Source organism: Microcella sp. (genome assembly GCF_046296455.1).
Taxonomy (GTDB): domain Bacteria; phylum Actinomycetota; class Actinomycetes; order Actinomycetales; family Microbacteriaceae; genus Microcella.
In genome coordinates this window covers 53,880-76,976 of sequence record NZ_JBKBLF010000012.1, presented here as the reverse complement: position 1 = coordinate 76,976, position 23,097 = coordinate 53,880, and the positions used below count along the sequence as shown (strand labels likewise).

The following is a 23,097-nucleotide window of genomic DNA, read 5'->3' as shown; positions in this document are numbered from 1 at the left end:
CCATGAAGCACTACCTCCTGTCTTGGTACGGCATCACCGATCTCCGCGCTGCGCTCGCCCTCGAACAAAACGACGGGCCGCTATTGAGCGCGCTCAAGACCCGCGAGTACACCGATCTCGCACTCCTCGCCTACACAGAAGAGGCGAAGGAGACCTCGCCGGAGTCGGGCCTTGACGGCCTGAAGAACACGGACGCGGGGCACCAGGTGTACGTCGACTGGCTCCAGCACAGACTCGCGACTGAAGGGGTGGAGGTCGCCATTCACCTCCTTCCGCAATCGCTAACTCATCTCAACGATGCCAACGGCATCCATCAAGCCAGCACCGAAGCCGTCCGCCTCGCGCTGGGGGACCCGGACTGCGCACGGCTCACGACTTACGTAAGCCCGGGCACACCCGTCATGGCCTACACCTGGGCTTTGATCGCTCGCTCCAATCCCCAGCTCGACATCCGTGTGATTTCGAGCTCCGACGCGAGCCGGCCCCCGGAAATCATCGATCTGCCGCGCTCACTTCTTGACGCCGGCATCGGATCGCCGCTTGCCGCACCAGGTGCGGGCCAGTCCTACCAGAGAGTTATTCACTTGCTCGGCAATGAGGTGATGCCCATCTATTTCGGCCTTCGCCAGTTCGGCGAAACGGACCATGTGATGATCACTACAAAGGACTTCCAGGCCGCCGCGAAGCGCCTTGCCAAGGCCGGGGGCAGTGAAGGCAAGCCAGTACTGATCGACGATCCGTTCAAGCCCTCCGATACGCGCAAGGCAATTGCCGCCGCGGTCGCGGACCTTCCCTCGGGGTCGAACGTAGCGGTGAACATGACCGGGGGAACGAAGCTGATGTTCGCCGGAGCCCTTTCGGCGTGCTGGGAGCTTGGACTCGACCCCTTTTACTTTGAAGTGAAGCACCACACGATGATCAGGCTCCGCGACGGCAGCCAGGTTCCGTTCGTGGGCCTCAGCAGCGTGGAGGACTTCTTCGAAGCGGGTGGCGTTCCGGTCATCACTCCAGGACATTGGGAAGATCACGAAGCCCGAGAGGAGCGATCCAGCGCTACACGTTCGCTCTGGGGGTCCCATCGGTCATTGGGGAGGCTCTATGGGAAGAAGGAGTTCCGCGCGCTGATAGCCCGCCGTGACGCCGCAATGCCCACCGGATACGAGTTCGAGTGGGGCGGTAACCGTGTCACGGTCGATAAGGCTGGTTTCGCCAGCATGGAGCTTGAAGGCGAACCAGTTGCAGTCCCGGGTACTCCTGACTTCCTCAGCTGGCTCTCCGGAGGGTGGCTGGAGGAATATGTCTACCTCCTCCTTCGCCCTCTCGAGGAGGAGGGACTAATCCGGGATGTCCGCATATCGCTAGAGATCGGCATGCCGACAACAACCCAGGCTGGAATCGCTGCCCCTTCAGCAGCGAGTACCGGTCAAGAGTTCGATTGTGTTTTCACCGATGGCAAGCGGCTCTGGCTCGTCGAGTGCAAGGCCGGGAACATCACACAAGCCGATGTGCAAAAACTCGAGAACAACCTAAAGCGCTACGGCGGAGTTGCGGCACGGGGTCTGCTGATCTCGTCGTTCCCACCGGGAGGCCAAGCAGATCGGATCAAGCAGAGTCGCGACATCAGCTCGATCAGTGACCTTGCTCTTTCGACCGAGAACCTAAGGTCCTTCATTCAGCGCGCGCAGTAGCTTCGTGCATAGATTGCAGCCAGCCCTCGGACCCCCCAGCCGTGGTCAGATCTGGCTCCGTCGCAGATTCGATTGCCTATTCAGACCCAGCCGGCCTGACTATTCGCGCTGCGCGTTCTGTCGGTCGTCCGATCTCTTTGATCAGGGACAAGCACATCCCCATAGAGGCGCACGCGATATTAACCCTCTGCCCTCGCCCTGACAGGTGGACTCTGTGAGCCGCTCGAGGCGCTTGCATCTTCGTCGCTCCGTGAGTTCGACGGTGTTCGATGCCAGGCTGGCCCAATCAGACTTCGTCTAGGCGCCGCGAAATGTATCCGACAGGAAGACCCACATGGAGGAACGACCAAACGATGCTCGCCGAAGTTGTCGCATCGAAGACCTCGACGTCGTGGAATCGCCCCGCCCCAACAGGTCGCTGTGGGTAGTCGCTGGACCGCAGCCCCCGGAAGACTCGTTGCGAGAAGTCAGTTGCCTCGCCAACGTGGACCTCGACAATGTAGGCCGCTGGCTCGCCATCGCCCGCGATATGTACAGCCTTAGCCCAGCGGCTCCCCCTTTGCGCGACGCCAAGACCGCCCGCTTCAAGCATTGAGATCAGTTCGGCTAGGTGCCCTCCATCGCGCACAACATTGTCAGGGGGGAGGCTCCAGGTGACCGCGCCGCCGGCGATGGGCTTCGAGTGACGCGCCATCCAAACATCGAGATCGTAAAGGTCTTTATCCGAGGCCCAGGCGTCATCGTCTCCTGTACCCGCCGGCTTATCGATGCCCAAGTTCCTATCCTGTCCCTTCTCTCTCCATGAGCAGCCTCCCACCCTCCTCCGACATCAGCAGGTCACGTCCCTGGAGGCTACGAACAGGAGCAGATGCCCGTCGCCGGCAGTTCCATGAAGCAGCTATCGCACGTCACCGCCGCCCGCAGAGGCGCGCGGGTACGCTGTCGAGCGATCGAGGCGGTCAGCTTTGCCGTCAACATGGGCTGTGCGCCCTCCGGTACTTCGGCACCGAAGTAGCGGTAGCAGGCAAGGCGTGCTGCCGCGGCGTGCTTCTCGCGTTCGAGGGGATCCTCCACGGGCTCCTCACCGGCGACCGCCAGCACCTCGGAGTAACCCTCCCCCACCATTCCATCGTGGATGTGTACAACGAGCGACGTAACCGGCGGCAATCCTGCGAGATTTGCATCGTGCACCACTTTGCCGAGCAGCTTCCCGATCCAGTTCCGCAGGCCCATCGAGGTTGTAAGCCCGCCCATCTGCTTTGTCTCCTCGGAGAGATCGGTGTAGGTGATCACGCCACCGAACTCGCTCCCCACCCTGGCCAGAACAGTCATCGCATGTGGGGCCAAAATCGCAAGACCGTCCTCTAACCCAAACTCGACGCCGTCGGTCTTTCGCGTGAATGCAGCCATGCCCTCATCATCACGTAAAACGGAACAATGCAGTGAAGCAATTCACCCTCTCCGACGAGTGGTGGGACAGGTGACTGCGAGTGTGGACTCGGCCTTGGCTGGAGGAAAGGGAGTAACTCCTCGCGGCTGAGGGAACAGCATCCATCGCGGGCAACGCCCCTCGAAGACACGCTGTCATTCCCGCTAAGTTGAGGGTGGTTCCCATTCCACCGGGACCACCGGTGCGTATCGCACAGACGATGACGGAAGGGCGGGGCAGTGGCAGAAAACTCCAAGCTGGCAAAGTCGTCTAGTGATCCTGACGTACTGCGGGGTCTCGCGGGCGATGCGGACCCATCGACTCGGCTCGCCCTAGCCAAGAACCCCGCAACACCACCTGACGTCCTCATTGATTTGGCGAACGCCTACGAGCTTTCTGTGCAGGAGGCTGCAAGGAGACGCTTGACGACCTCGCAACGGTCAGAGGCAGATGCTCAAAGACTCGCCCGCGAACAGGCATCGGAGGCAGACGGCCCAGCAAGCAGGTCCTATTCGGGCGCTCTAAAGGCACCCTCGATGTTCATGTCCACTCTCGACTCCGTTCCAGGGATGAAGGTCGTGAAGTCCCTCGGCCTGGTTTACGCAACATCCTCGCGAATCGCGTGGTCGGGCATTAACACCCAAGCGAATCGCCTCGAGAACGCAATGAATGCAGCCCTTATCGGCATCCAGCTCGAGGCAGAAGGTCGCAAAGCGAACGCAATTCTGGGACTCTCCGTTGGCGTGAACTCAAGCCAGGGTGCGAGCGCGGCCTTGATGGGAAGTAGCGAGGGGATCCTCGTGGTCGGAACCGCGGTAGTCCTCGAGGAGGAAGTAGGAACTAGTTAGGGGCGTCAGGCTCAGGCGTGGAGCCACCCGAAATGTCACGCGCCGGTGCCACAAACGATCGTTTTCTGAGACCGCCCGCTGAGCCGACGACACGCCCGGGCGTCGAGTCTCAGAAGGCTCTCTCAAATCTCAGAGCAGTGAGAGACGACTTGTTAGCCTCAGCGATGTGACGACCTTCGCCTACATCCGCACCAGCACGACCGAGCAGAACTCCGCACTGCAGCGCGGCGCGATCGCGGCCGCGGGCATCGTCGAGAAGTACGTCTACGCCGACGAAGGCGTCTCCGGATCGCTCGCCAACCGGCCCCGGCTCGACGCGCTGCTTGATCGACTCGACGATGGCGACGAGGTGGTCGTCTGGAAGCTCGACCGGCTCGGGCGCAACACTCGCAACGTGCTCGATCTGATCGAGACCATCAAGAGCAAGGGCGCAACGTTCCGCTCGCTCACCGAAGGCATCAGCACCGGTGGACCTATGGGGGAAGCGATGCTGACGATCATGACCGCGTTCTCCCAACTCGAGCGCGACACCCTCATCGAACGCACTCGCGCTGGCCTCGAGTCAGCTCGAGCCCAGGGCCGCGTCGGCGGTCGCCCTCCGAAGGTCGACGGAAAGATGCTCGACCGCATTCGCAAGCTGGCCGCCAGCGGCGACTACACGCGAGCCGAGATCGCAGAAATGGTGCAGATCAGTAGAGCGACCCTGTACCGGGCAATGCGGCTGATCTAGGCGCCGTCCACGCTCCGCTGGATAGCTCTACGCGAGTCAGCGCGACGCACCCCTTCGCTAGCGGTTGCCTTTGGCTCGGTTGTGAGTGACGCAGAGCATTTCGCAGTTCGCGAGGTCCGAGGCCCCGCCCTTGGACCAAGCCGTCACGTGATCTGCGTCCATGTCTTTCAACGCCCAAATTTTAGTGCCGTTCGCGTTCCCCCCCAGCGCGCACAGTGGGCAATTCGACGACTTTGCCGCCTCTGCGGCCTCGGTCTGTCTTGTGTATGCGAGAAGCTTCGTTCGGTCGTCAAACAGGCGCACATCGATCAGTTGCTTGTTCACTTCGCCGCCGAGGACGAACTCGTAGATCCCCCTCTTGGCGTGCACTGCATAATCCCCGCGAAGCTCGTTGACCCTATGGTCAACGCGGGCAGGGTCATAAGCCGTGGTGTGGTAGGTCTCGTAGAGACGCCCCCACTCGAGTCCGCGCATCTCCTTATCGGGTGAGCGCGTGAAGACTCCGCCGACCCAGTCGAGTACCGATGTGAAGTAGCCCTTCAACTCGGCGATAGATGGGTCTTGCCGATGGTCTGCCATGTACCCGTCGATGGACTTGCCTTGGGATGCACTGATCCAGTCCAGTGCCACCTCAAGTACCTCTTGACGCTTGGGGTCGCCCTTCACGTACGCAGACCACTTCTGTTGCAGGGCGTTCCCAGAGTTTGAGAACTCCGCTTTCGCCGCTGAGACGAACGGTCCCGAGTAGACCGCATTGAGCAGTTCCTGCGCGTTCAAGGGCTCACCCGCGATGTTGATGGTTCTGAACCACTCCTTGATCTCGCGCTCGGTCCCGTCACACACGTAAACCAGGAGGGTGCTCTTGAGGATCTTCAACTGATCCTCAACCGGCAATGATGAGAACGTCTGCTCCTTGCCATCTTGCTTGATCGCGAATTTGCCCGTCACGAAACGTCCGACACTCGTGATGCGCTGCTGCCCGTCTAGAACTTCGAATTGGCCATCAGCCGTGATGAAATAAATGAGTCCGAGCGGGTATCCCTTGAGCAGAGACTCGATGACGGACACATCCTTCTTGCCATCTCCATAAATGTAGTTGCGCTGGTACTCGGGCTGGATCACGAGTGTGCCACTCAAGCCATAGAGCCCTTTGCCCTCGAACTCGTTGTACACGAAGCCGGCTGTAACCTCCTCGACCGCGTATTGTCTCAGCTCGGTTTTCATGCAGCGGCCTTCCGCCTAATTAGGATGCGCTTGTACACCGTGCGTGGCTCCGGCTCCATGAGACCCAACATCCGCATTCCCGGACTGTAGTGACCTGTTCCTCCGCGGCCACGGTAGGCCTGGATGAATTCGTGACCTAGTGGCCGCACGCCCATAGCTAAGGTCATGTCCATATCGTCACTGTTTCCGATGATCTCAAACTGATCCGGGTTGTATTTCTCGAGGAAGGTGATCGGCACACCCATGATTCCGTCGTAGTCGCTTGGCGTCGCGAGTGCTGCTGGCACATCGATCGCCTCGAAGTTGACGTACTGCGGGTAGCCGATGCTCCGCACCACTGCGTTCTTGCTGAACTTCAGGTTCTCCGCCATCGTCATCAGCTGCAGAGGCTCGTGCCTCCGCCCGTGCTCGATATTTGTGAGCCAGATCACGCCAGACACTCGAATCATGCCCTCTTGCCGATCGGATGCCACAGCCACATCCTCGTATGGACTCCCAAAGTGGGCGGCGTTTCCCTTGAAGCCTCTGCCGAGCCAGGCTTGATTGCCCTTGATCAATGGGAATATCTCTTTGTAGGTGATCGCATTCTGATGCCCGATTATCGAGAACTGTTTCCCTCCCTCGATCAGCCATGGCACGAACTCCTTGAACAGACTGAACGGTGGGTTGGTGATCACGACGTCTGCCTCGTCACGTAACGCAGTCACTTCCGCGCTGCGGAAATCGCCGTCACCTTCGAGGTATTGCCACCGGAGGTCATCGATGTTCACAACCCCGTCGCCGTTGAGGTCTTTAGGTTCGAGAACGAATTTCTTGCCGTTGACACGAGTTTTTGAGGCATCAAACTGCGGGTCGTCCATCTCGAAGAGCGTTGGCTGATAGCTCGATGAGATCGCTGGGTTGCTGTCAGGTGCGAACGACGTAGAAGTGAGCTTCTTCAGACCCAAACTCATGAAGTGCAGCGCGAAGAACTTCGCGAAGTTGCTCCACTCAGGGTCGTCGCACGGCAACAAGATGGACTTGCCTCTAAACACGTCCGGGTCAAACTCGAGGTAGGCGTTCATCTCACGTTCGATATCCGCCCACTGCGTATAAAACTCATCCTTCTTCGCGGTCTTCGCAGCTGCGAGGCTCGCGTTGTTCTTCTTCATCGCCACGGGTTTAGCCCTCTTGTCAGTATGTCTCACCCTACAAGTTGATCGATTTGGTCTTCTCCGCTTAAGGTCCGACGGGCCTGACCAGCGGCCAGGCCTTGGCTCCGGAGATAACAGTCTCAACATCACTGGTCGAGAGGTTCGCGAGTTCCGCCAGTCGGTCGACGGAGAGGCCTTGCTCGGCAGCAATCGCGAAAGCGTTTGCTAGCAAAGTCGGGTCGTCAGGGCGCGTCAGCGGGAAGGGCTCGTTCCTCCGCCCGTAGGTGGCATTCATCTCCACCACCGCGCGACGGTATGCGGCCTCAGTCACGATCTCGAGCGTGCGCGCACGAAATAAGAGTGCCGCGATCGAGACACCCCATTCCTGCTTGAGTCGCGCATATGTGTTGAGGTTGAAGCGCCTGGGGAGCACGCGGCGCATATCTGCTTCAGGCATTAGCAGCTCAGCAGCGAACCCGTGGGCCTGCCGCTCATGGCCACCGCTCGGGTCAGCTTCCGGGTGGCAGATCAGGTGACCCAGCTCGTGGGCGGCGTCGAACCTGCTTCGTGCGGCGTCGTCCTTGTTAGTTGTAAGGATGACGATCGGCCGGTCACCACTGCTCTGGCTGAAGGCGTCAATGTCATGGTCTGCGATAGGTAGCCTGCAAACGAGTATTCCGTTCGCTTCCATGTGTCGGACCAAGTGGCCTACTGGGCCCTCCGGCAACGACCATTCGGCTCGAAGGTGATCTGCAGCGGCGCGGACATCGTCTCGGCTCGCCTGGTCGTCGAGAGTAAAGACGGGCACCCGGGGCGCTGGCAGCTGGACAAAACGCTCGAGAACGTCGGCGACATCCAACACGATCTCGGACCAGGTCCACGCCTGCCCGCGGCTCTGCTTTGTCGTCGATCGAAGGCTACGGAAGTGAGTGCCGTCAAGGCCGGCGAGGGTCACTGGTCTAGTCGAGTGGGTTAGGAAATTTCTTGGAAAGCCACACGCCAACGCTAGCTGAGTCATGACGGCAGAACTGGGTCGCGCTCGCCCCGATTCGTACTGCGAAATGGCAGCATGGGACACACCAACCCGGTCAGCAAGCTCCCGCAGGTTCAGGCCTGCCCGTAGCCGCGCTACGCGCATCCGCTCCCTCGAAAAGTTCGCTTTGGCCGTGTCCGCGTCACTTGCCATTAGTGGCGTCCAAGGACGTCTCCAGCGCAGCAAGCCCGAGGACCGGCTCTGGCTGGTCAGCGTAGGTCACCTGCGACGAGGACTCAGGTGCCGACGCATAGGTGCGGCGGTCTGCAACGCTGTCGATTTGCTCGACCTCACCCCATTGCACTCGTCGCGAATCGACCGATACCAATTTGCCGAGGAACACGGCGGTCAGCCCGTTATCGCTGTTCCCGCAGAGAATCACGTGAATGATCTCTTTGCCCGGCAAAGTATCGGGGTCCATTCCGGGCAAATAAGCGGCCATGTTAGCCGCGCCTGCCTCCAGGCGTGCATCAGAAGCGAAGTCAAATGCGGACCGGTTGTGAATGTCTGAGGACTTGGCTGTTGCGAACCACAACTCGTAGGCGCTGGTTCCAGCGCGATGTCCCGCGCCGGTCATCCAGTCAGTAAGGCCGAACTCGTGAAGTCCCGCCTTGATGATTTCGCAAGAGCGGTGGTACCTCTCGGCTCCGAACAGATATGAGTTCGAACCGGGTTCGCCGTAGTTTGCGACGGCGATACGGTGTCCTGTCTCACCTCCCTGAACGATGGTGGCGCGGAGTTCTGGGCTGATATCTAGGCGCTTTGAGATCGTCACGTGATAACGATAGCAGAACCTATCTATATATGCGCTCTTGGTAAGCATTTTCGCGCATCTCTGATTGCTTTGTCGAAAGCTGGCTTCACCGAGGCGTCCCCGAGCGCGTCACATGCTCTCAACGCCCAGACCGGAGTATCAGCCGTCACACCCCTTCAGGGTGTCGACCACGCGACAAGCGTGTCGATCCACACTGACGATGCAGTCATCACGCGGGGAACTGTCGGTGGCCATTGCTCGTCACGCCTGGCTCACTGCGATGAACCACATGTCCCATGCTGCCTAGCAGCTCCGCAAGCGACTCCGGCGGTGCCACGGTATCTGCCCCTGCGTGACGAGTACGTAGTGACAGAGGCGATCGTTTCCCACAAAGGGTCCGGTGTCGAGGGGCCCCGACCCTTACGTCGTCCGAACCGAGTACTCGGCCGCAGTCCATGCAACGCGGCGCAAGAGGGTTGCGTCGGTTTTCTGCCACCGCGCGCCACAACTGCCAGAGCACATCACGCTTCGTGTACATCGTTCCCTCGTGATAGCGATGCGCAATACGGCCCAGCAGCTCTGCGTACGCAGAGCCCTCGGGAGGTAATCCACGTTGCTCACGGTCGAGTACTGGCCGCGGCTGGGGCGGCCGGTTGCTGGGGAGTGCACGAGGGCTGTCCGTGCGCGACATTGACAGCAGTCCGTCACGTTTAGGCCTCAGGTTTGCCTGTCTCATCTGCGTTTCGACTCGCTCGCGGGCCTTCTGCCATTCTTCGATCCGTTTCGCTTTCCACTCCCTTCGCTGCAGTGCGAGCGCCTCTTCGCGTCGACGTGCCGCCTCGGCCTGCTCAGCCGCCTCGCGCTCGCGATTGGCCATTGCGGCGAATCTGTTCGATACGAGACGCCCTTCCGCAAGGGTTACTTCATCCAGCGGGAAAGCTGTCAGTTGTGCGCGGCCAGCTTCTCGATGAACAAGTAGTTCATCGAGGTGGGTAGTGGCCACTGCAAGTAGTCCAGCAGCAGGGTTGAGCCACAACGCCGGAAGGCCTTGGCGCGCCGACGCAGCAGCGTGCACGGCTCCGACCTGCAGGGTCGTTCCACGCCAGTCGTCGCCGCGCCGCGCCCGCATGTGCACGCCCACATGCCCGAAAACCCAAACGATTCCGATTCCTTCTGCGACATACTCATTCGTTCGCTCACGCCACTCATCAACCGAGATGGAGGCATATTGCACTTCGAATGCAGTTCTATGCCCCGTGCGGGGATCGGTGGCCATCACGTCCGCAACGCGAGCTCGTCGACGTCGTTGGGTGTCGACGCTTTGCTCGAGCTCTACTTTCAGCCCACCCGGCATGCGTCGAAGCCAGTCAGCGATGACCGCTTTGCCTTGCAGGTGGTGAAAGCCCTCGGGGGAGTGGTTCCCTGCGCGATTGTGACGAAATCCTTGGCGGGAATGCTTGCGTGCAACAGTGGTGATCGCTGGTGAAGGGCAATCGCTCACCACGCAGCGCAGCAGTGTCTGCGCTAGCTCACGGTCCCTATCGGCGTCGCCGTCGCGCAGCACGTAGAAGGGTCGATCAGGGTCATCCCGCCAGGCCGCCGCGATGAATCGTTGGGACTCACGGTCAAGAAATGACCGACTATGAAGCGCGTCCGATGTCGCGGCGCGTGCATCCTCCTCGGTCATGAGGCAATGATTCCTCAAACCCCTGACGGACGGCGGCGCCCCCGCACGCTGTCGAACATATGTTCTATTGTGTCCTAGTGGGCACCAATCGTCGGTATGCAGATCGAGTCGACCAGCAGATGGCGTCCCGGGCTCAGCAGGTCGCCAGCGTCGCTCGGCCGGTTGGGCTTTCTCCGGTAGAGGTTGACCTTGCGCGTCAGCCTGCGCGGTCTCAAAGTGCTCCGGTGCCAATTCGAGCCTGGGTGCAGTTCTCGCCAGCGCCGGCGCAACTGGAAGGTGTCGCGGTGGAGTGGAACGATGTCGCCGTACACGTTGAGCTCGTCGACGCGGCAGGGCGCCGACATCGGCTGTGGGTCTGGGCTAGTGCCGTTGAGCGGGTCGACCCGAGAGCATCGACTCCTCACCGCCCGGCTAGCTGACCCTTCGGGGGGAGGGCCATCCCAGCCGCCATGCTCCGCGACCCCGCTACCCCTCAGGCGCAGCACCACCAAGCAACTCCGCGAGTGCTGCACCTAGTCAAGCACCCCGGGAAGTCCGCGACAGTTGCGGGCTCGTAATCCGTGCCGACAAGCTGTCGCAAGCTCCAAGGCGACTCGGGGGCCCTCAACATGCCAGATTCACCACTCGGCGGGACGTGACCCTCAATCAGGCTGGACTGTAGCGAACCTACTTCCGCCCTTTTGGCCCAAACCGCCTGATCCGCGAGTGAATCGCGGATACCTGTCATCTGGAGTTGTCGTCTCCGTTGCCACTCTGGAGGCCGCGACGTGTGCCAACGGGCTTGTCAATTCGGTGTTCGCGTGGTCCGTCTAGATGGCGAGTGTCGGGACTGGCGATACGTTCATGGCATGGGACATCTGCCAGCCAAGACGATCGCGTCTACGCTCCGCGACATTCAGAAGAGCGAGTTCGTACTCCCCGCCATTCAGCGGGAATACGTATGGAAACCCTCGCAGGTCGTCCGGCTCTTCGACTCGATCCTCCGTGGCTACCCGATCGGCAGCTTTCTCGCGTGGAAGATCGACCCTGAGACCATCGCGAAGTTCAAGTTCTACGGATTTCTGAAGGACTACTCGCAGTTCGACAAGCGACACAATCCGGACCTCGATCTGCCGGAGAGACAGGTCACCGCAGTCCTTGATGGTCAGCAGCGGCTGACGTCGCTCAACATCGGCCTGCGGGGGTCGTACGCGGTTCGTGAGAAGTACGCGCGTCACAACACGGCGCACGGTTACCCGACGCGTCGCATGTACCTGAACGTCCTTTCGGAAGCAGCACCAAACGACGCCGGTCTGCGATATGACTTCCGTCTGCTCACGGACGAGCAGATTCGTGAATCCGCAGAAGATGAAGCGCACCACTGGTTCCCTGTGACGAAGATCTTCGACGCGACCAACGCGATGCAGCCCATGATGGAGCTCGCGCAACTTGGGCTCGGGAACAACGAGTTCGCGATCCGTGTGCTGGGAGAGCTATACGACGCAGTGCACGCGAAGGAGAGCCTTCAGATGTACGAGGAGACCGACCAGGACGTCGAACGCGTCCTTGACATCTTCATTCGAGTGAACTCCGGCGGCACAACCCTCTCCTACAGTGATCTGTTGTTGTCGATCGCGACCGCGCAGTGGAAGGAGCGCGATGCACGCGACGCGATCCATGGACTTGTCGATTCGCTCAACTCGACCGGCGCTGGCTTCAGCTTCTCGCAGGACGTCGTCCTGAAAGCGGGCCTAATGCTCGCTGGAATCAGCGACATCGCGTTCAAGGTGAAGAACTTCAACACCGAGAACATGGCTGTACTCGATCGCGAATGGGATGCGATAGGGGACTCCCTGAAGCTTGCAGTGGGCCTCCTCAGCGATTTCGGATTGTCAGACGCGACTCTTTCCGCCAAGAGCGTCATGATCCCGGTCGCGTACTACTTGCATTCGCGAGGGCTCAACGATAGTTACCGCACGGCGGTCGCCCATGCTCCCGATCGCGCGCTACTGCGTTCATGGGTGCTTCGATCCTTAATCGTCCGGGGCGTCTGGGGCTCGGGCTTGGACACTCTGCTACGCGATCTTCGAACTGTGATCGACGACTACGGCACGGCACGGTTCCCGATGGCCGAGCTCGAACGAGCGATGGCGTTGCGGGGCAAGTCGCTGGCCGTGACCGAGGAACTCATCGACGACATTCTGGACCTGTCCTACGGCGGCGCCCGCACGTTCGCGGTGCTCGCAATGCTCTACGACCACGTTGACACTCGTAATCAGTTTCACGTCGACCACGTGTTCCCCAAGTCCCAACTCGACCCGAAACGACTCCGCGAGCAGGGCTTCTCGCGCGAAGATATTGAAACGCTCGGAGCCCGCCGCGACCTATTCGCGAACCTGCAGCTTCTGCCCGGCCCCGAGAACATCGACAAGTCCGCGGCCGCACCCGACGACTGGGCCGCTCGGACCTACCCAACGCCGGATGCGATGAGCAGCTACATGGCGCTCAATGAACTAACGGAACTCCCTCACGACGCCGCGGCATTCTCAGAATTCTTCGAAAAACGACGTCGAGCAGTGGGCGAACGCATTCGCCGAAAGCTTTCGTCGGGAGTCGCAGCCCCACAGGGGATCATCGGGGATCTCGAGGGCTACGACAGCACCGCGCTCGATGCGGCGCTCGAGGAGTAATCGTGGCCTGATCCCGATACCGACGAACGCATCTGGGCTACCTGTCTAGTACCCGAGGTACCTTCGCTGGTTCGTACGCGGCATCCGGGAATGGGTGAAAGATGTCCGGTCAGAAACGCGATCGGGGGAGGGTATACCTGCAAAATCCGCCAATGCACCCATTACGTTCTGACATAAGAAACATTCTCGGCGCAGGTTCCAGCCACAGCCAAGGTCCGGGAGTACCCGTATGCGCGAGCGCGGTCATCAGCCTTCAGAAAGGGCGCAGAAAGCGTCCTCCTGAGATGAAGGAGTACCTCGTGGCTGAGATTGAGAGCCAGCGTCGGCAGATCACCGTGATGGGCAGGCTGAAGCAGAAGCCGATCATCAAGACCGACAAGAACGAAAAGCATTACGCGCTTCTGGAGATCGCCGTCGACCAGTTCGACCAAGACAGCGGCGAGCAGCTCGACACTGAGTGGTACAACGTCCACGCCTACGGCGCAGTCACCCCTGAGCGCCTGGTCGCCCAGTACGACAAGGGCCAGTCGGTGATCGCGGTCATCAACCAGACCCGCACGCCCGAGGCGGTGAACCCTGACGAGTCGATCCACTACAACGTCTACAACCGACTGAAAGCGATCGGCCCGAACAGCTATCTGCAGGATGTGACGATCGGCAACTACCCAAAAGCTGAAGGCCGGCTCGAGCAACACGAGCCGGCACCCAGCGCCGAGCGGGTTGCCGAGCGCACTGCCTGAGCGGCCGGACCCAGCACACAAGAAGAGGCCACCCCGTGGGGTGGCCTCTTCTTCGTTCCTCGCTGCTCGGCCTCGATCCCTACAGAGACCGCCCCAGCCCCCCGACGCCGTCGCTAGCATCATGCGCCAAAGCACGACTTGAGCGCGCCGGCGTGCCAATCGTGTTGAGCTGGTCCGGCCACGGGTGTGCATTGGCCGGCTCGGTGTAGCCGGTGAGCTTGCCGCCTTCGATGATCGGCATGCGTGCTTCGTGCGAACCGGCCGCGTGCGCCACTGCAGCCAGGACGAGTTCGAGCGGTTCACGGTCGAGCCCCGTTACTGCGTCGTGCAGGTTGACCATCGGCTCGCTGTCGAGCAGTGACACGGCAACGTTCACCAGGCGCTGCTCGGAGCCGGACCAGGATCGGCTATTCACCCATAGTGTCTCCGGCTCGATGGCCACCATGATTTGGCCACCTTCAGGTCCGAGCTCTCGTAGCCACGGCGCGCCTTCATAGATCGCCTTGCCCTGGCGGATCAGGAGCTCTGCACCCGCCTCGACCGGGTAAACGCCCATCGCCCACCGGCGAACCGCGTCCTCAAGCTCACTCATGCTGCTCCCTCCTGGCCGGCACTGTGCCTGCTCACCTGCTGACGGTGGACTGCGCGCAGATGTCGCAGTCGGTCGATGACTTTGCGGGACGCGGCAATGTCACGCATCTGCGACCAGTGCCTGCTTTCTCGAACTGTCTCGTGCACCAGGTCGTGACAGCTGCGACATAGCGGTGCGAGATCCTCGAACGCTTCCGCGGTCAGTCGCTCGTAGGTGTGGTGGTGCAGGTCATCGCGCGCCAACTCCCACTCGTGGTCGCACACCTCACACGCCGGCTCGACGTCGTTGCGCAGCCGGTACTCATCTACCCACCCCTGGCGGACAGCGCGCCACGCGGCCGAGCTGATGTACGCGGCGTAACGGGCTCGGTACTCCTCCCGCTTGGCAGACCTCTTTGCATGCTTGTTGAGCTTCCTCACCGCGCGACACTAACGCTCGTATGCGGCGCGTCGATCGGCGATCTGCGACGTCTTCACGTTCAGCACGTCAGCGTTGACAGCGGCCCGATCGGCGTAGAGCTCCTTCGCCCACTTCTGCTCCGTGTAAGGGTGCAGACGCATTGCAAACGCGGTCTCGCGGAACAACACCGTCGCCCACCCTCGACGCATCCCACCGATCTGCGCCGCGGTGATGATCGACTCGTCGTGCATCGAATACTGCAACGACGTTCGGCTCTCCCCCGAGGTGAGCGAGCGGGAGGCTTGGGTGACCTTGTGTTGGCCGATGAGCTTTTCGATCTCTTCCAGATCGCGCGCCTTCGTCCGCCCGGGCAAGAACACTTTCACCAAGCAGTTGGCCATGATCGCATCCGCCTCATCGGCGCCGTACGCAGCCCTTGCCTGGCTGATGTCTTGGAAGATCGGCACCAACACCAGGCCTGAGCCGGAGAAGTAGCTGAGGATCTTCGGCAAGTTCGGAATGGCAAAGTTTGCCGCCTCATCCAGCACGAACCATGCCGGCGGGCTCAGTCGCTCCCCCGGCGCGATCGCCGCCATCTCGAGCGCTGTGTTGCTGATCTCATCGAACAGCATCACCGCCAGCCGGTTCATGGTCGCATCCCCCGAGACGGTGCCCAGCAGGAACAGGGACTCCTTCTGCTCGAGGAACGTCCACGGGTTGAAGCCTTCGCCCACTTCCGGGCACAGCATCTCCTGCACGCGGGCGTAGGAGAGAAAGTTCACACTGGTCACGGCCGCGTCCCACTTGTTCGCCCGCGACTCAGCTGGCGCACTCAGCAGTGCCGACAGTGACGAGCCCCAGCCGGGGGCTGCGTCGGGGTGGGACTCCAGAATCTGCACAGCCGCCCGGGCCGCGTTTTGATCAGACAGCCACCGCCACACATCCCGCATCGACTTACGTCGCCCCTCCTCCGGGAGGGCGGCCGCATGCATGAGCGTTCCGATGATCATCTGGGATGCACTCGCCCAGTAGTCGCCGGACTTGGTGTTGGAGAACGTATCTGCCGGCATCATCGCCGACACCCTCCTGCGCACCACCTCATCGGATTCACACCCCACCAGTGGGTCCCACCTCACCGCCGAGCCGATACCGAACACCAGTGCCGCAGGGTCAAACACGTGAGGTTTGGAGCCCATGCGCTCACGTTGCCGCATGGCCAACTTCACGTTGTCTGGGCGAACCGATGTTGTCACCAACGCACCAGGGGCTGCGTGCAGCAGCGGGATCACGAAGTTGGTGCCCTTGCCCGAGCGGGGCGGGCCGATGATCAGCAGAGTGTCCTCGATCGACATCCACACCTCCACCCCCCGGTAGGAGCCGAGTTTGAAGCCCAACTGCTCAACGGTCGGCTTTGCAAGGTCAGGGCGGAGGTGCTTCTGCTTCAGCAACGCCTTCTCACCCGCGATCGCTGCGACTGCTCGAGCGGCGGGAAAGCCGGGCATCCGTTCGGGATTCAGCAACGGGTTCGCGTTTGCCGCAATCGAACGCCATGCCCACACGCCCACACTGCCCAACAGCAGCCAGGTGGCAGTGAACCCCACCCAGTAGGGAAGCATCGCGCCAGCGATACCGGTGACAGCCTCCACATCCTGAAGCAACAGAATTGCGATCAGCTGCGCCCCCGACAGGCTGGGCACGTCAACACCTGCCGTGAACGCGGCCAACATGATGCCGGCGAGCTCTGCGACGAGCACTGAGATGGCCACGCCGAGGATCAGCATGGCCAGCTTCACGTTGCCGTCGATAGGGACGGCACCGTGCGCGGTCGGTGTGGAGCTCATCGGCTTACTCCCTTACTGTCATCCGGGCTTGGCCCCTCGTGTGCGATTGCCAGGTACGGGGATGCGTCGAGGTCTCGATGTGGCCGGCGCCGACCAAGGCCGCCGCCGGTGACAACCGTGTGTGTTGCTTGCGCGGCGAGCAGGTTAGCCATGTCCACCACTTCGCCGAGCTGCTCCGACGTCGCTGGGGCGACCTGCTGCCACTGTCCGGAGGCGAGTCCTGCGCGAACTTGCTTCCGAAGCGCTGCAATGGTGTCTACCGCCGCCACCGCGATCGCGGCCGCCTCGGCCAAATCCATCTCGTCCTCTCGCGCCTCCATCACGGTTAGCGCCGAATCGCACAGGCTCGAGATGTATTCGCCTCGAGACGCAGGAGCAACACTGCCTACGCCCGCCGAAAGCCCTGAAGCGAGGACCGTCATCCGCGCTGATACCAAGCGCGCCATCGCCGCAGCCTCCGCATCCCCCACGACGTCGGCGACGCGGCTGAAGGATGCAATCGTGTCCCCCAGACGCTGGGCGATGTAGGCCAGTTGCGCAGGGGCGGCAGGAGGCGCTTGCAGAAGCTCGCGTTTAGCGATCGCCAACGACTGCCCCGGGTGCTCAAGATTCACCGTGTACTTCGCCCCACCGCAAAGCTCATGGTCGCCTCCCGGGCCGCCGTTTGCACATCCAGCACCAGTTGCGTCCACACCCGCGGCCGCACCCCTTCAGGTGCAGGCGTTTCCGACAAAAGCCGTGCCGCCTTCGCCAACTCAAGCGTGACCGCCCCCGCCGGCCTGTCTGCTGGCCTCAGCAGGCCGGTGTGGCCAGCGCCTGCCGCAATTGTCACCAGTTGGGCGCACAAGCCACTAAATCTCACCGCGGCTGTTTGCCACGCTTCGGAGCGTTCAGTCCGGGCAGTGGTGCGTGCGGCGGCCGCGGCCGCGTCGAGGCAGTGGATGGTGGCCACTATTTGCGGGATCACCTACGACACCGCCGACTTCAGAGCCACGCCGCACCGAATGCAGAACCGATGCGCACGAGCAGGGATGAATCCGCAACTTCCGCACGGCACGCTAAGCACCAGCTGCGGCCCTTGCTCATCCGCCTCCGCCATCAGCCGCAGGGCCCGCCGCTGCGTGAACGACAGCGGCGCGGAACGAACCGCTGGCTCGGCCGCGGCCGCTCGATCATCAGTTGCCCGTTCGCCCGCCGGCGTTTCGGAGCCGACTTCGTGCGCCTCGGTGAGCGACGGTTCCTTTAGGAGCGTCTCGACGCGGGCGACGCCTGCCGGTTGTGCCGAGAGGGCATCGTCGGTAGAGAACAGGTCTCGCTCGACGGCCACGGAGGTGGCGAATGCGTCGACGACGAATGCGCGTCGGGAACCCAGTCGTGCAAGGAAGACGCCTTGCGGCAGATCCATCACCATGCGCGCGTGCGACGGGGGTAGGCCTAAGTCTTTGACCAGGCGGCCTTGCTCTGCCGCGGCCTGCTGAAAGATGAACTTGTTGGAAATGTCAGCAAAGATCGAATACGCCAAGCTCCGCGCCTCGGAGCCTTCAGCTCCCATTGCGTCGAAGTCGCTCACCTTGTGCATGAGAGTCACCACCGAAATGCCGTAGTCGCGGGACAGTTTCAGCCACGCACGGAACGCCTGCAGGGCTGCGACGCTCGTCATGTCGCGCCAGCCCTCCTCCCGCACTAGGTAACGAGTGCGTCGGGCGTACTTGTTCGAGATGACGGCCTGAATCCAGTTGGTGGTGCAGATCTGCGCACAGGTCGCCGCGAGCTCGCCTCTGGCGAACAGCGCTGAGGTGTCAACGACCACCATTGGTGCGTCGTCGTCGAGTGTCACCGTTGAGGCGTCTTCGAACAGGCCCGCCAGGTCTCCCTCGCAGAAGCGGCGCAACACGTGGCGGGCGCGGGCTCCATCTTCCTCGATGCCGGCGACGTAGCTGGAGTGGTGTCGGTCGGGGCTCTTTAGTTGCGCATACACGGCTCGCAATGTGGGCTCATCCCGCGTCGCTTCGATCGCACACGCCAGAGCGAACTCCACCGCCGTGTGCTCTGCTGGCGTCAAAAGCGAATCGGCTGGGAGGGTTGCTTGCACCAGCGACACCAGCACTGCTCGCCTACGGGAGGCAACCATGACCTCGTGCTCGTCGTCGCTTGCCTCCGCCGCTCGAGGGCCCCGGTCCAGAGGGTTCAGGCGTGCCGCGGTGTGTTTACCGCCCAGACGAATCACCTGCCCACCGGCAGCTTCCGCAACCTTCACCCACTCGCCCTTTGAATCCGAGGGGACGACCACTTGGCGGCCAAAGACCAGTGAGCGGAAGCACAATTGCTTGATTGTGCCGGACTTGCCGGTACCGAACTCGCCAATGACGAGCACATTGGTGGAGTTGATCTGCTTGGACGCGTAGAGCTCCCACGGGTCGAAATGCCAGATGCCGCCAGTGGTGGCGTTCAACCCCAGAATGGGACCGGCGTGGCCAAGGTCTGCGTCGGCGACGAATGGCACCGCGCCGGCCAAGTTCGGGCTCGTAGCCCGATGCGCCGGTTGCGCGATCTGTAGAGGATTCCAGTACGTGCCGGCCGCGGTCGCTCCGGCGAAATCGACCGGGGCGACTAGCCCCGCGCTAGGCGCTTCCTCCCGCTGACGATGAGACGTGTCCGCTCGACGCAGTTGCGCCTCAGCACGCCGTCGTGCGGTGCGCTCTGCGCGAGTCTCCCCTGCAGGCTTTGACGACAGCATGCTCACTTCAGACCCCCACCTGTTGGGAGGGCGTTCAGCATGAGCGCCTCCGCCTGCTGGAAATACAGAACCTGCGGCTCCAGGGATGCTTGTGCGAGCCCGTTGCGGATTCCCGCCACCGCACCGTTGAGTGCTTGCTCGTCCGAGGCTGAGACAGTCAAGTAGCCGGCGAAGCGGAACTCGCCATGGCCTGACACAACCTCCTGCTCGCGTTCCCTGATCGCCTCGAACTCAAAGTTGTCCAGCTCCGAGATCTGCTGGCCACGCTTCTGGCGAAGCGAAGCGTTGGTCATCCACGTCTTCTTCTGCCGCTCAATCTCCCGAAGTGCGGCCCGCGTTTTCACCGGCTCGCAGACGAGAGAGAAAATGTGGCTGACAGCCTGTGCCATGTCGGCCCGTTGTGCGAACACAACCGGCTGCATGAAGCCGGGTGCAGTGTCTGTGCGCGGCCACTCGTGAATCCACATGGTGGTGTGCACGGCGGAATCTGTGCGGACCAGGCCTGGCTTGTCCACTGGCTCCTCCAGCGCCATCGGACCGATCGCGGCCACATCCACGCCCGCGCCGCCGCCTGTGCGCTGCTCCACCTCAGCGGCATACTCCGGATCGAACGCCACGCGCCCCAAGCCCACCCACTGTCGTGGGGTAAGCCAACGCCGGACGCGGAAGCCCGACTTTTCCACCGCGTCAGTGATCGCCGACAGTTCCAACTCCGCAATCGCCACTGCTGCTGCCTGGCCGCCGCCGAGGCTTTTCACTTCTGCAGCGCGAGCCCTCAGCGAGATAGCGATCGTCAGATAGTTCTGATGCGCCACCGCTTGATCGCGCAACTGCTCCAAGACTCCCTCATAGGCCGTCATCACAATCGTTGCGCCCTCGGGCAGAGAGCGCCGCGTCTTCGCCGCGGCGAAGCTCCGCTCGGCTGGGTCGAGCGACGCCGGCGCGGTGCGCTCCTGCATCACTACGCGCGCAATCCCGTCGCGTTGGGTGAAGGAGGCCAACGCTCTCGACCACGACGCCACCACTTGAGCTTGCTCGTCGTCGTCGAGCAGCAGGAAGCCGTGGACGTCGATCTCGGCGGTGATCGACACGGTTCGCTCGAACGGATCCATCACTACAGCAGCCCCTGATGTGGGCCCCTCCCACACCGCCAACCCCGCCCGCCTACCGGGAAGGTGAAGCGCACCGTGCGCCCGCGGCGCTTCGGGACGGAAGCGGTACTTCGTTCCTCCGCTGAAATGCCTGAACATGAACACTCCCCACCACATCAAATACACCGGCAGGGGCACACGGTGAACGTGTAGCAACCCCACGACCATCAACGGGAACCACAGCAGCGCCGACACCGCCGCCCCTGGTACGCCGAATCGCATCAGCGACGCCAGCAAAACCAACGTCGCTATCGCGAGCGTCACCAGGTTCGACATGCCCAGCCCGAACAGAATCCCCTGGGTCGCTAGTGGGCCAAAGCGCACACTGCGCAACGAAGACATGCTCATCCGCGGAACCTCACCCGCCAGGTTTCGGCATCGGCGGAGCCACGTGCGGTTCCGTCGGTTTCGGCATCGACGGAACTCCTGTGCCTGCCCCGGATGCAGCAGGCGAGCGGGTAATCGGCTGAGGACGTGGAGTAGCACCGCCACCCGACGACGACCCAGATCCGTCCTCGCGTTTACGCGGTCGAGACCGGATGTGGTAGCCCGCATTGCGTGCAGCTGATTGCCCACCCCGAGTGAGGCTCCCCGAAACGGCACGCCCGGCGCCCTCAGCCGAGGATGCTGCCTGCGTACCCACGAAGTCGAACAGGGTAAACGCAGCGAGTGGCATGAACGCCGTCAGGATGATGCCAAACAACAGTGGCAGCGCTTCCGGCACCCATAGTGACTCCATCTCCCCGCCAGTGGTCAGAATCAGTGCCAGCAAGCCCATCGTCAACGGTTTCGTGATGATCAGTGCCAGCACGGCTGACGCCCACACGGTGATGATCCGCACCCCCGGCCGGACCGGCGCGAGCATGAATGCAAGCGGGGCGAACGCAACCAGCACCATTAGGGCCAAATTGCGGAACGCGAACACGAAGGTCAGCACAAAGCTTCCCAGGGCAAGAATCAGCGACGACCACACCACCGCCGTCTGCTCGTCGTAAGTGCCTGAGTTGGCAAGTTCCGCCAGCTGCGCGTCGAAACTTCCCGATGAGTTCGCGCCCATCACCGCCTGAGTGAGTAGCTCGCTGACGTTCAGGAGGTGGCCGAGCGTCCACACCGACAGTTCCGCCGCCGGCCATGCGAGGATGCCACCGATGACCGCGGAGCGCACCATTGGTCCGTCCTGCTTCAGTAGCCCCAACGTGATGCCCCACGCCATCGCCACCACGGTCACCAGCACTACAGCCCACCGCCACCAGGAGAACTCCGTCGTCGCGCCCACCCAGAATGCGCCATCGGTGGTGAAGGTGGTGTTGTTCATCGCCCCCCGGATGTTCTCTAACGCCATCTGCGTGGTGCTAGTGGCGATGTCTTGTTGCAGCTTGCACGCCACATCCGGCCCACATTGAAAGTCGATCCCCACCCGAGGAGCGCCGGCCGCGTCTGAGTCGAGATAGTCCTTCATTGCCGTGCCGGTCACACACAACCGGAAGCCGCTGAAGGTCGCGGTCATCCCTGACGGCCAAGCTACGCACTCCAAATTCTCTGCTGCCGCATAATCTGCCCCGGTGCAGGCGAGTACCGACACCTGTCCGAAGCACTCCGCCACGACCGGTCCCGATTCCTCTTGTGTGACGCAATAGATGGTCCGAGCCGGCCCATTGCGCCAACACTCCACACCATCGGTGGACTTGCCCGTCCCCTCCCACACCTCGACTGCATCAAGGGAGTAGGACGGAGCCGTGTCCGGTGGGAGCGCCACTGCGGCGCTCGCGCCCCCCAGCGCGAGCGTCGTCGTCAGCAGCAAAGTTGCGAGTACCCCCTTCACGCCTACGCAAGCCCCAGATCGAAGCCCCAGAAAAAGCCCACTACCGCCGACGCACTGGCCAGCAATATGACGCCGACCACCACGCGCAGCAGGTTCGCCGCTGCCGACTGCTGATACGACTGGTTGCCGAAGCCTTGGAAGATCACACCGATCAAGCAGTACGCCAAAGCCACGATCGACAACAGAGCAGCAGCGGCCAGGAACCACGACACGAGCTGTTGCAAGCCAACGAAGAACGGCGCCGAGAAGTCCGGCTGTACGTCAGGGATAGAAACCGTAGCGACCTGCACTGCCGCCTCGAGCACGAACACCGAGTCCATCGAAGACCCTCACTTCCGAACGCATCATCTAAATGGCCGCGGAATGCGGTCACCACTAGATGACGGCCGCGCGCAAAGCACACACCTCTTCTCAAGACAGCCAGCACTCCGAGCGGCGTTGGGACAGCTTGCCGGTCGGCGGTGACCGGCTGGCGCCCGCCGCGGCGAAACAGCCTCCGCTGAAACTTCCGAATGCGCACGCCGAGAAAAACCACGAGCTCACCGCCACGCCGGAGACCCAGCCGTGCCGTGTTAGGTGGGATGTTGTATCTGCAGCTCAGCGGCGAACCACCACTGGGG

General features: G+C 62.1%; 21 protein-coding genes and 1 pseudogene. 5 read left to right on the top strand and 17 right to left on the bottom strand.

The window, feature by feature from the left end:
- Positions 1-2 precede the first annotated feature (2 nt).
- Positions 3-1,688 carry a Card1-like endonuclease domain-containing protein gene (locus ACK4HH_RS08115; protein ID WP_409650553.1) on the top strand — a complete coding sequence of 562 codons (1,686 nt, stop codon included), beginning with the start codon at positions 3-5 and terminating at the stop codon, positions 1,686-1,688.
- A 286-nt stretch (positions 1,689-1,974) separates the two neighbouring features.
- Here ACK4HH_RS08115 and ACK4HH_RS08110 read toward each other — a convergent pair whose 3' ends face one another.
- Both ACK4HH_RS08110 and ACK4HH_RS08105 read right to left on the bottom strand, forming a co-directional pair.
- The gene (locus ACK4HH_RS08110) at positions 1,975-2,463 is read right to left on the bottom strand and encodes a hypothetical protein (protein WP_409650550.1); all 489 of its coding nucleotides are present in this window, start codon (positions 2,461-2,463) and stop codon (positions 1,975-1,977) included.
- Positions 2,464-2,540: 77 nt separating this feature from the next.
- The gene (locus ACK4HH_RS08105; RefSeq protein WP_409650548.1) at positions 2,541-3,098 is read right to left on the bottom strand and encodes a hypothetical protein; all 558 of its coding nucleotides are present in this window, start codon (positions 3,096-3,098) and stop codon (positions 2,541-2,543) included.
- A 561-nt stretch (positions 3,099-3,659) separates the two neighbouring features.
- On the opposite strand from ACK4HH_RS08105, the gene ACK4HH_RS08100 reads away from it, so the two are divergent.
- Together ACK4HH_RS08100 and ACK4HH_RS08095 are read left to right on the top strand one after the other, a co-directional pair.
- Complete coding sequence (locus ACK4HH_RS08100; protein ID WP_409650546.1) at positions 3,660-3,965, top strand: hypothetical protein; 306 nt, start codon at positions 3,660-3,662, stop codon at positions 3,963-3,965.
- Between the two features lie 166 nt (positions 3,966-4,131).
- The gene (locus ACK4HH_RS08095) at positions 4,132-4,695 is read left to right on the top strand and encodes a recombinase family protein (protein ID WP_409650544.1); all 564 of its coding nucleotides are present in this window, start codon (positions 4,132-4,134) and stop codon (positions 4,693-4,695) included.
- A 57-nt stretch (positions 4,696-4,752) separates the two neighbouring features.
- On the opposite strand, the gene ACK4HH_RS08090 is transcribed toward ACK4HH_RS08095, so the two are convergent.
- The 7 genes and pseudogenes from ACK4HH_RS08090 to ACK4HH_RS08060 all read right to left on the bottom strand — a co-directional run bounded on the left by ACK4HH_RS08090 (position 4,753) and on the right by ACK4HH_RS08060 (position 10,837).
- Entirely contained in the window at positions 4,753-5,919 is a 1,167-nt protein-coding gene (locus ACK4HH_RS08090; RefSeq protein WP_409650542.1) for an HNH endonuclease family protein, read from the bottom strand.
- The gene (locus ACK4HH_RS08085; RefSeq protein ID WP_409650581.1) at positions 5,916-7,070 is read right to left on the bottom strand and encodes an adenine-specific methyltransferase EcoRI family protein; all 1,155 of its coding nucleotides are present in this window, start codon (positions 7,068-7,070) and stop codon (positions 5,916-5,918) included. The genes ACK4HH_RS08090 and ACK4HH_RS08085 overlap by 4 nt, the downstream gene beginning before the upstream one ends.
- 67 nt (positions 7,071-7,137) lie before the next feature.
- Entirely contained in the window at positions 7,138-8,007 is an 870-nt protein-coding gene (locus tag ACK4HH_RS08080) for an ImmA/IrrE family metallo-endopeptidase (RefSeq protein ID WP_409650579.1), read from the bottom strand.
- A gap of 39 nt (positions 8,008-8,046) precedes the next feature.
- Positions 8,047-8,190: pseudogene (locus tag ACK4HH_RS08075) on the bottom strand (helix-turn-helix domain-containing protein); the annotation flags it as partial.
- A gap of 37 nt (positions 8,191-8,227) precedes the next feature.
- Positions 8,228-8,860: a hypothetical protein gene (locus tag ACK4HH_RS08070; RefSeq protein ID WP_409650540.1), complete on the bottom strand. Its 633-nt coding sequence runs from the start codon at positions 8,858-8,860 to the stop codon at positions 8,228-8,230.
- A gap of 208 nt (positions 8,861-9,068) precedes the next feature.
- Positions 9,069-10,526, bottom strand: a complete 1,458-nt coding sequence (locus ACK4HH_RS08065; protein ID WP_409650538.1) for a competence protein CoiA family protein — start codon at positions 10,524-10,526, stop codon at positions 9,069-9,071.
- A 74-nt stretch (positions 10,527-10,600) separates the two neighbouring features.
- The gene (locus ACK4HH_RS08060) at positions 10,601-10,837 is read right to left on the bottom strand and encodes a hypothetical protein (RefSeq protein WP_409650536.1); all 237 of its coding nucleotides are present in this window, start codon (positions 10,835-10,837) and stop codon (positions 10,601-10,603) included.
- A gap of 537 nt (positions 10,838-11,374) precedes the next feature.
- Between ACK4HH_RS08060 and ACK4HH_RS08055 the strand changes: the two genes are divergently transcribed.
- Together ACK4HH_RS08055 and ACK4HH_RS08050 are read left to right on the top strand one after the other, a co-directional pair.
- A complete protein-coding gene (locus tag ACK4HH_RS08055; RefSeq protein WP_409650534.1) occupies positions 11,375-13,195 on the top strand; it encodes a DUF262 domain-containing protein in 1,821 nt (606 codons plus the stop codon).
- A 299-nt stretch (positions 13,196-13,494) separates the two neighbouring features.
- On the top strand, positions 13,495-13,935 hold the full coding sequence (locus ACK4HH_RS08050; protein WP_409650532.1) for a single-stranded DNA-binding protein: 441 nt from the start codon (positions 13,495-13,497) through the stop codon (positions 13,933-13,935).
- Between the two features lie 79 nt (positions 13,936-14,014).
- Here ACK4HH_RS08050 and ACK4HH_RS08045 read toward each other — a convergent pair whose 3' ends face one another.
- The 8 genes from ACK4HH_RS08045 to ACK4HH_RS08010 all read right to left on the bottom strand — a co-directional run bounded on the left by ACK4HH_RS08045 (position 14,015) and on the right by ACK4HH_RS08010 (position 22,797).
- A complete protein-coding gene (locus tag ACK4HH_RS08045) occupies positions 14,015-14,527 on the bottom strand; it encodes a hypothetical protein (protein ID WP_409650530.1) in 513 nt (170 codons plus the stop codon).
- Positions 14,524-14,946 (bottom strand): hypothetical protein, encoded by a 423-nt coding sequence (locus ACK4HH_RS08040; protein WP_409650529.1) that lies wholly within the window; start codon positions 14,944-14,946, stop codon positions 14,524-14,526. The genes ACK4HH_RS08045 and ACK4HH_RS08040 overlap by 4 nt, the downstream gene beginning before the upstream one ends.
- Positions 14,947-14,955: 9 nt before the next feature.
- Entirely contained in the window at positions 14,956-16,767 is a 1,812-nt protein-coding gene (locus tag ACK4HH_RS08035) for a type IV secretory system conjugative DNA transfer family protein (protein ID WP_409650527.1), read from the bottom strand.
- Entirely contained in the window at positions 16,764-17,381 is a 618-nt protein-coding gene (locus ACK4HH_RS08030; RefSeq protein WP_409650525.1) for a hypothetical protein, read from the bottom strand. The genes ACK4HH_RS08035 and ACK4HH_RS08030 overlap by 4 nt, the downstream gene beginning before the upstream one ends.
- Before the next feature lie 353 nt (positions 17,382-17,734).
- A complete protein-coding gene (locus ACK4HH_RS08025; RefSeq protein ID WP_409650523.1) occupies positions 17,735-19,282 on the bottom strand; it encodes an ATP-binding protein in 1,548 nt (515 codons plus the stop codon).
- A 224-nt stretch (positions 19,283-19,506) separates the two neighbouring features.
- Positions 19,507-21,003, bottom strand: coding sequence for an SCO6880 family protein (locus ACK4HH_RS08020; RefSeq protein WP_409650521.1), 1,497 nt, complete (start codon positions 21,001-21,003; stop codon positions 19,507-19,509).
- 10 nt (positions 21,004-21,013) lie between these two features.
- Positions 21,014-22,162 carry a hypothetical protein gene (locus tag ACK4HH_RS08015; protein ID WP_409650519.1) on the bottom strand — a complete coding sequence of 383 codons (1,149 nt, stop codon included), beginning with the start codon at positions 22,160-22,162 and terminating at the stop codon, positions 21,014-21,016.
- Positions 22,163-22,479: 317 nt separating this feature from the next.
- Complete coding sequence (locus ACK4HH_RS08010; protein ID WP_409650517.1) at positions 22,480-22,797, bottom strand: hypothetical protein; 318 nt, start codon at positions 22,795-22,797, stop codon at positions 22,480-22,482.
- Positions 22,798-23,097: the final 300 nt, after the last annotated feature.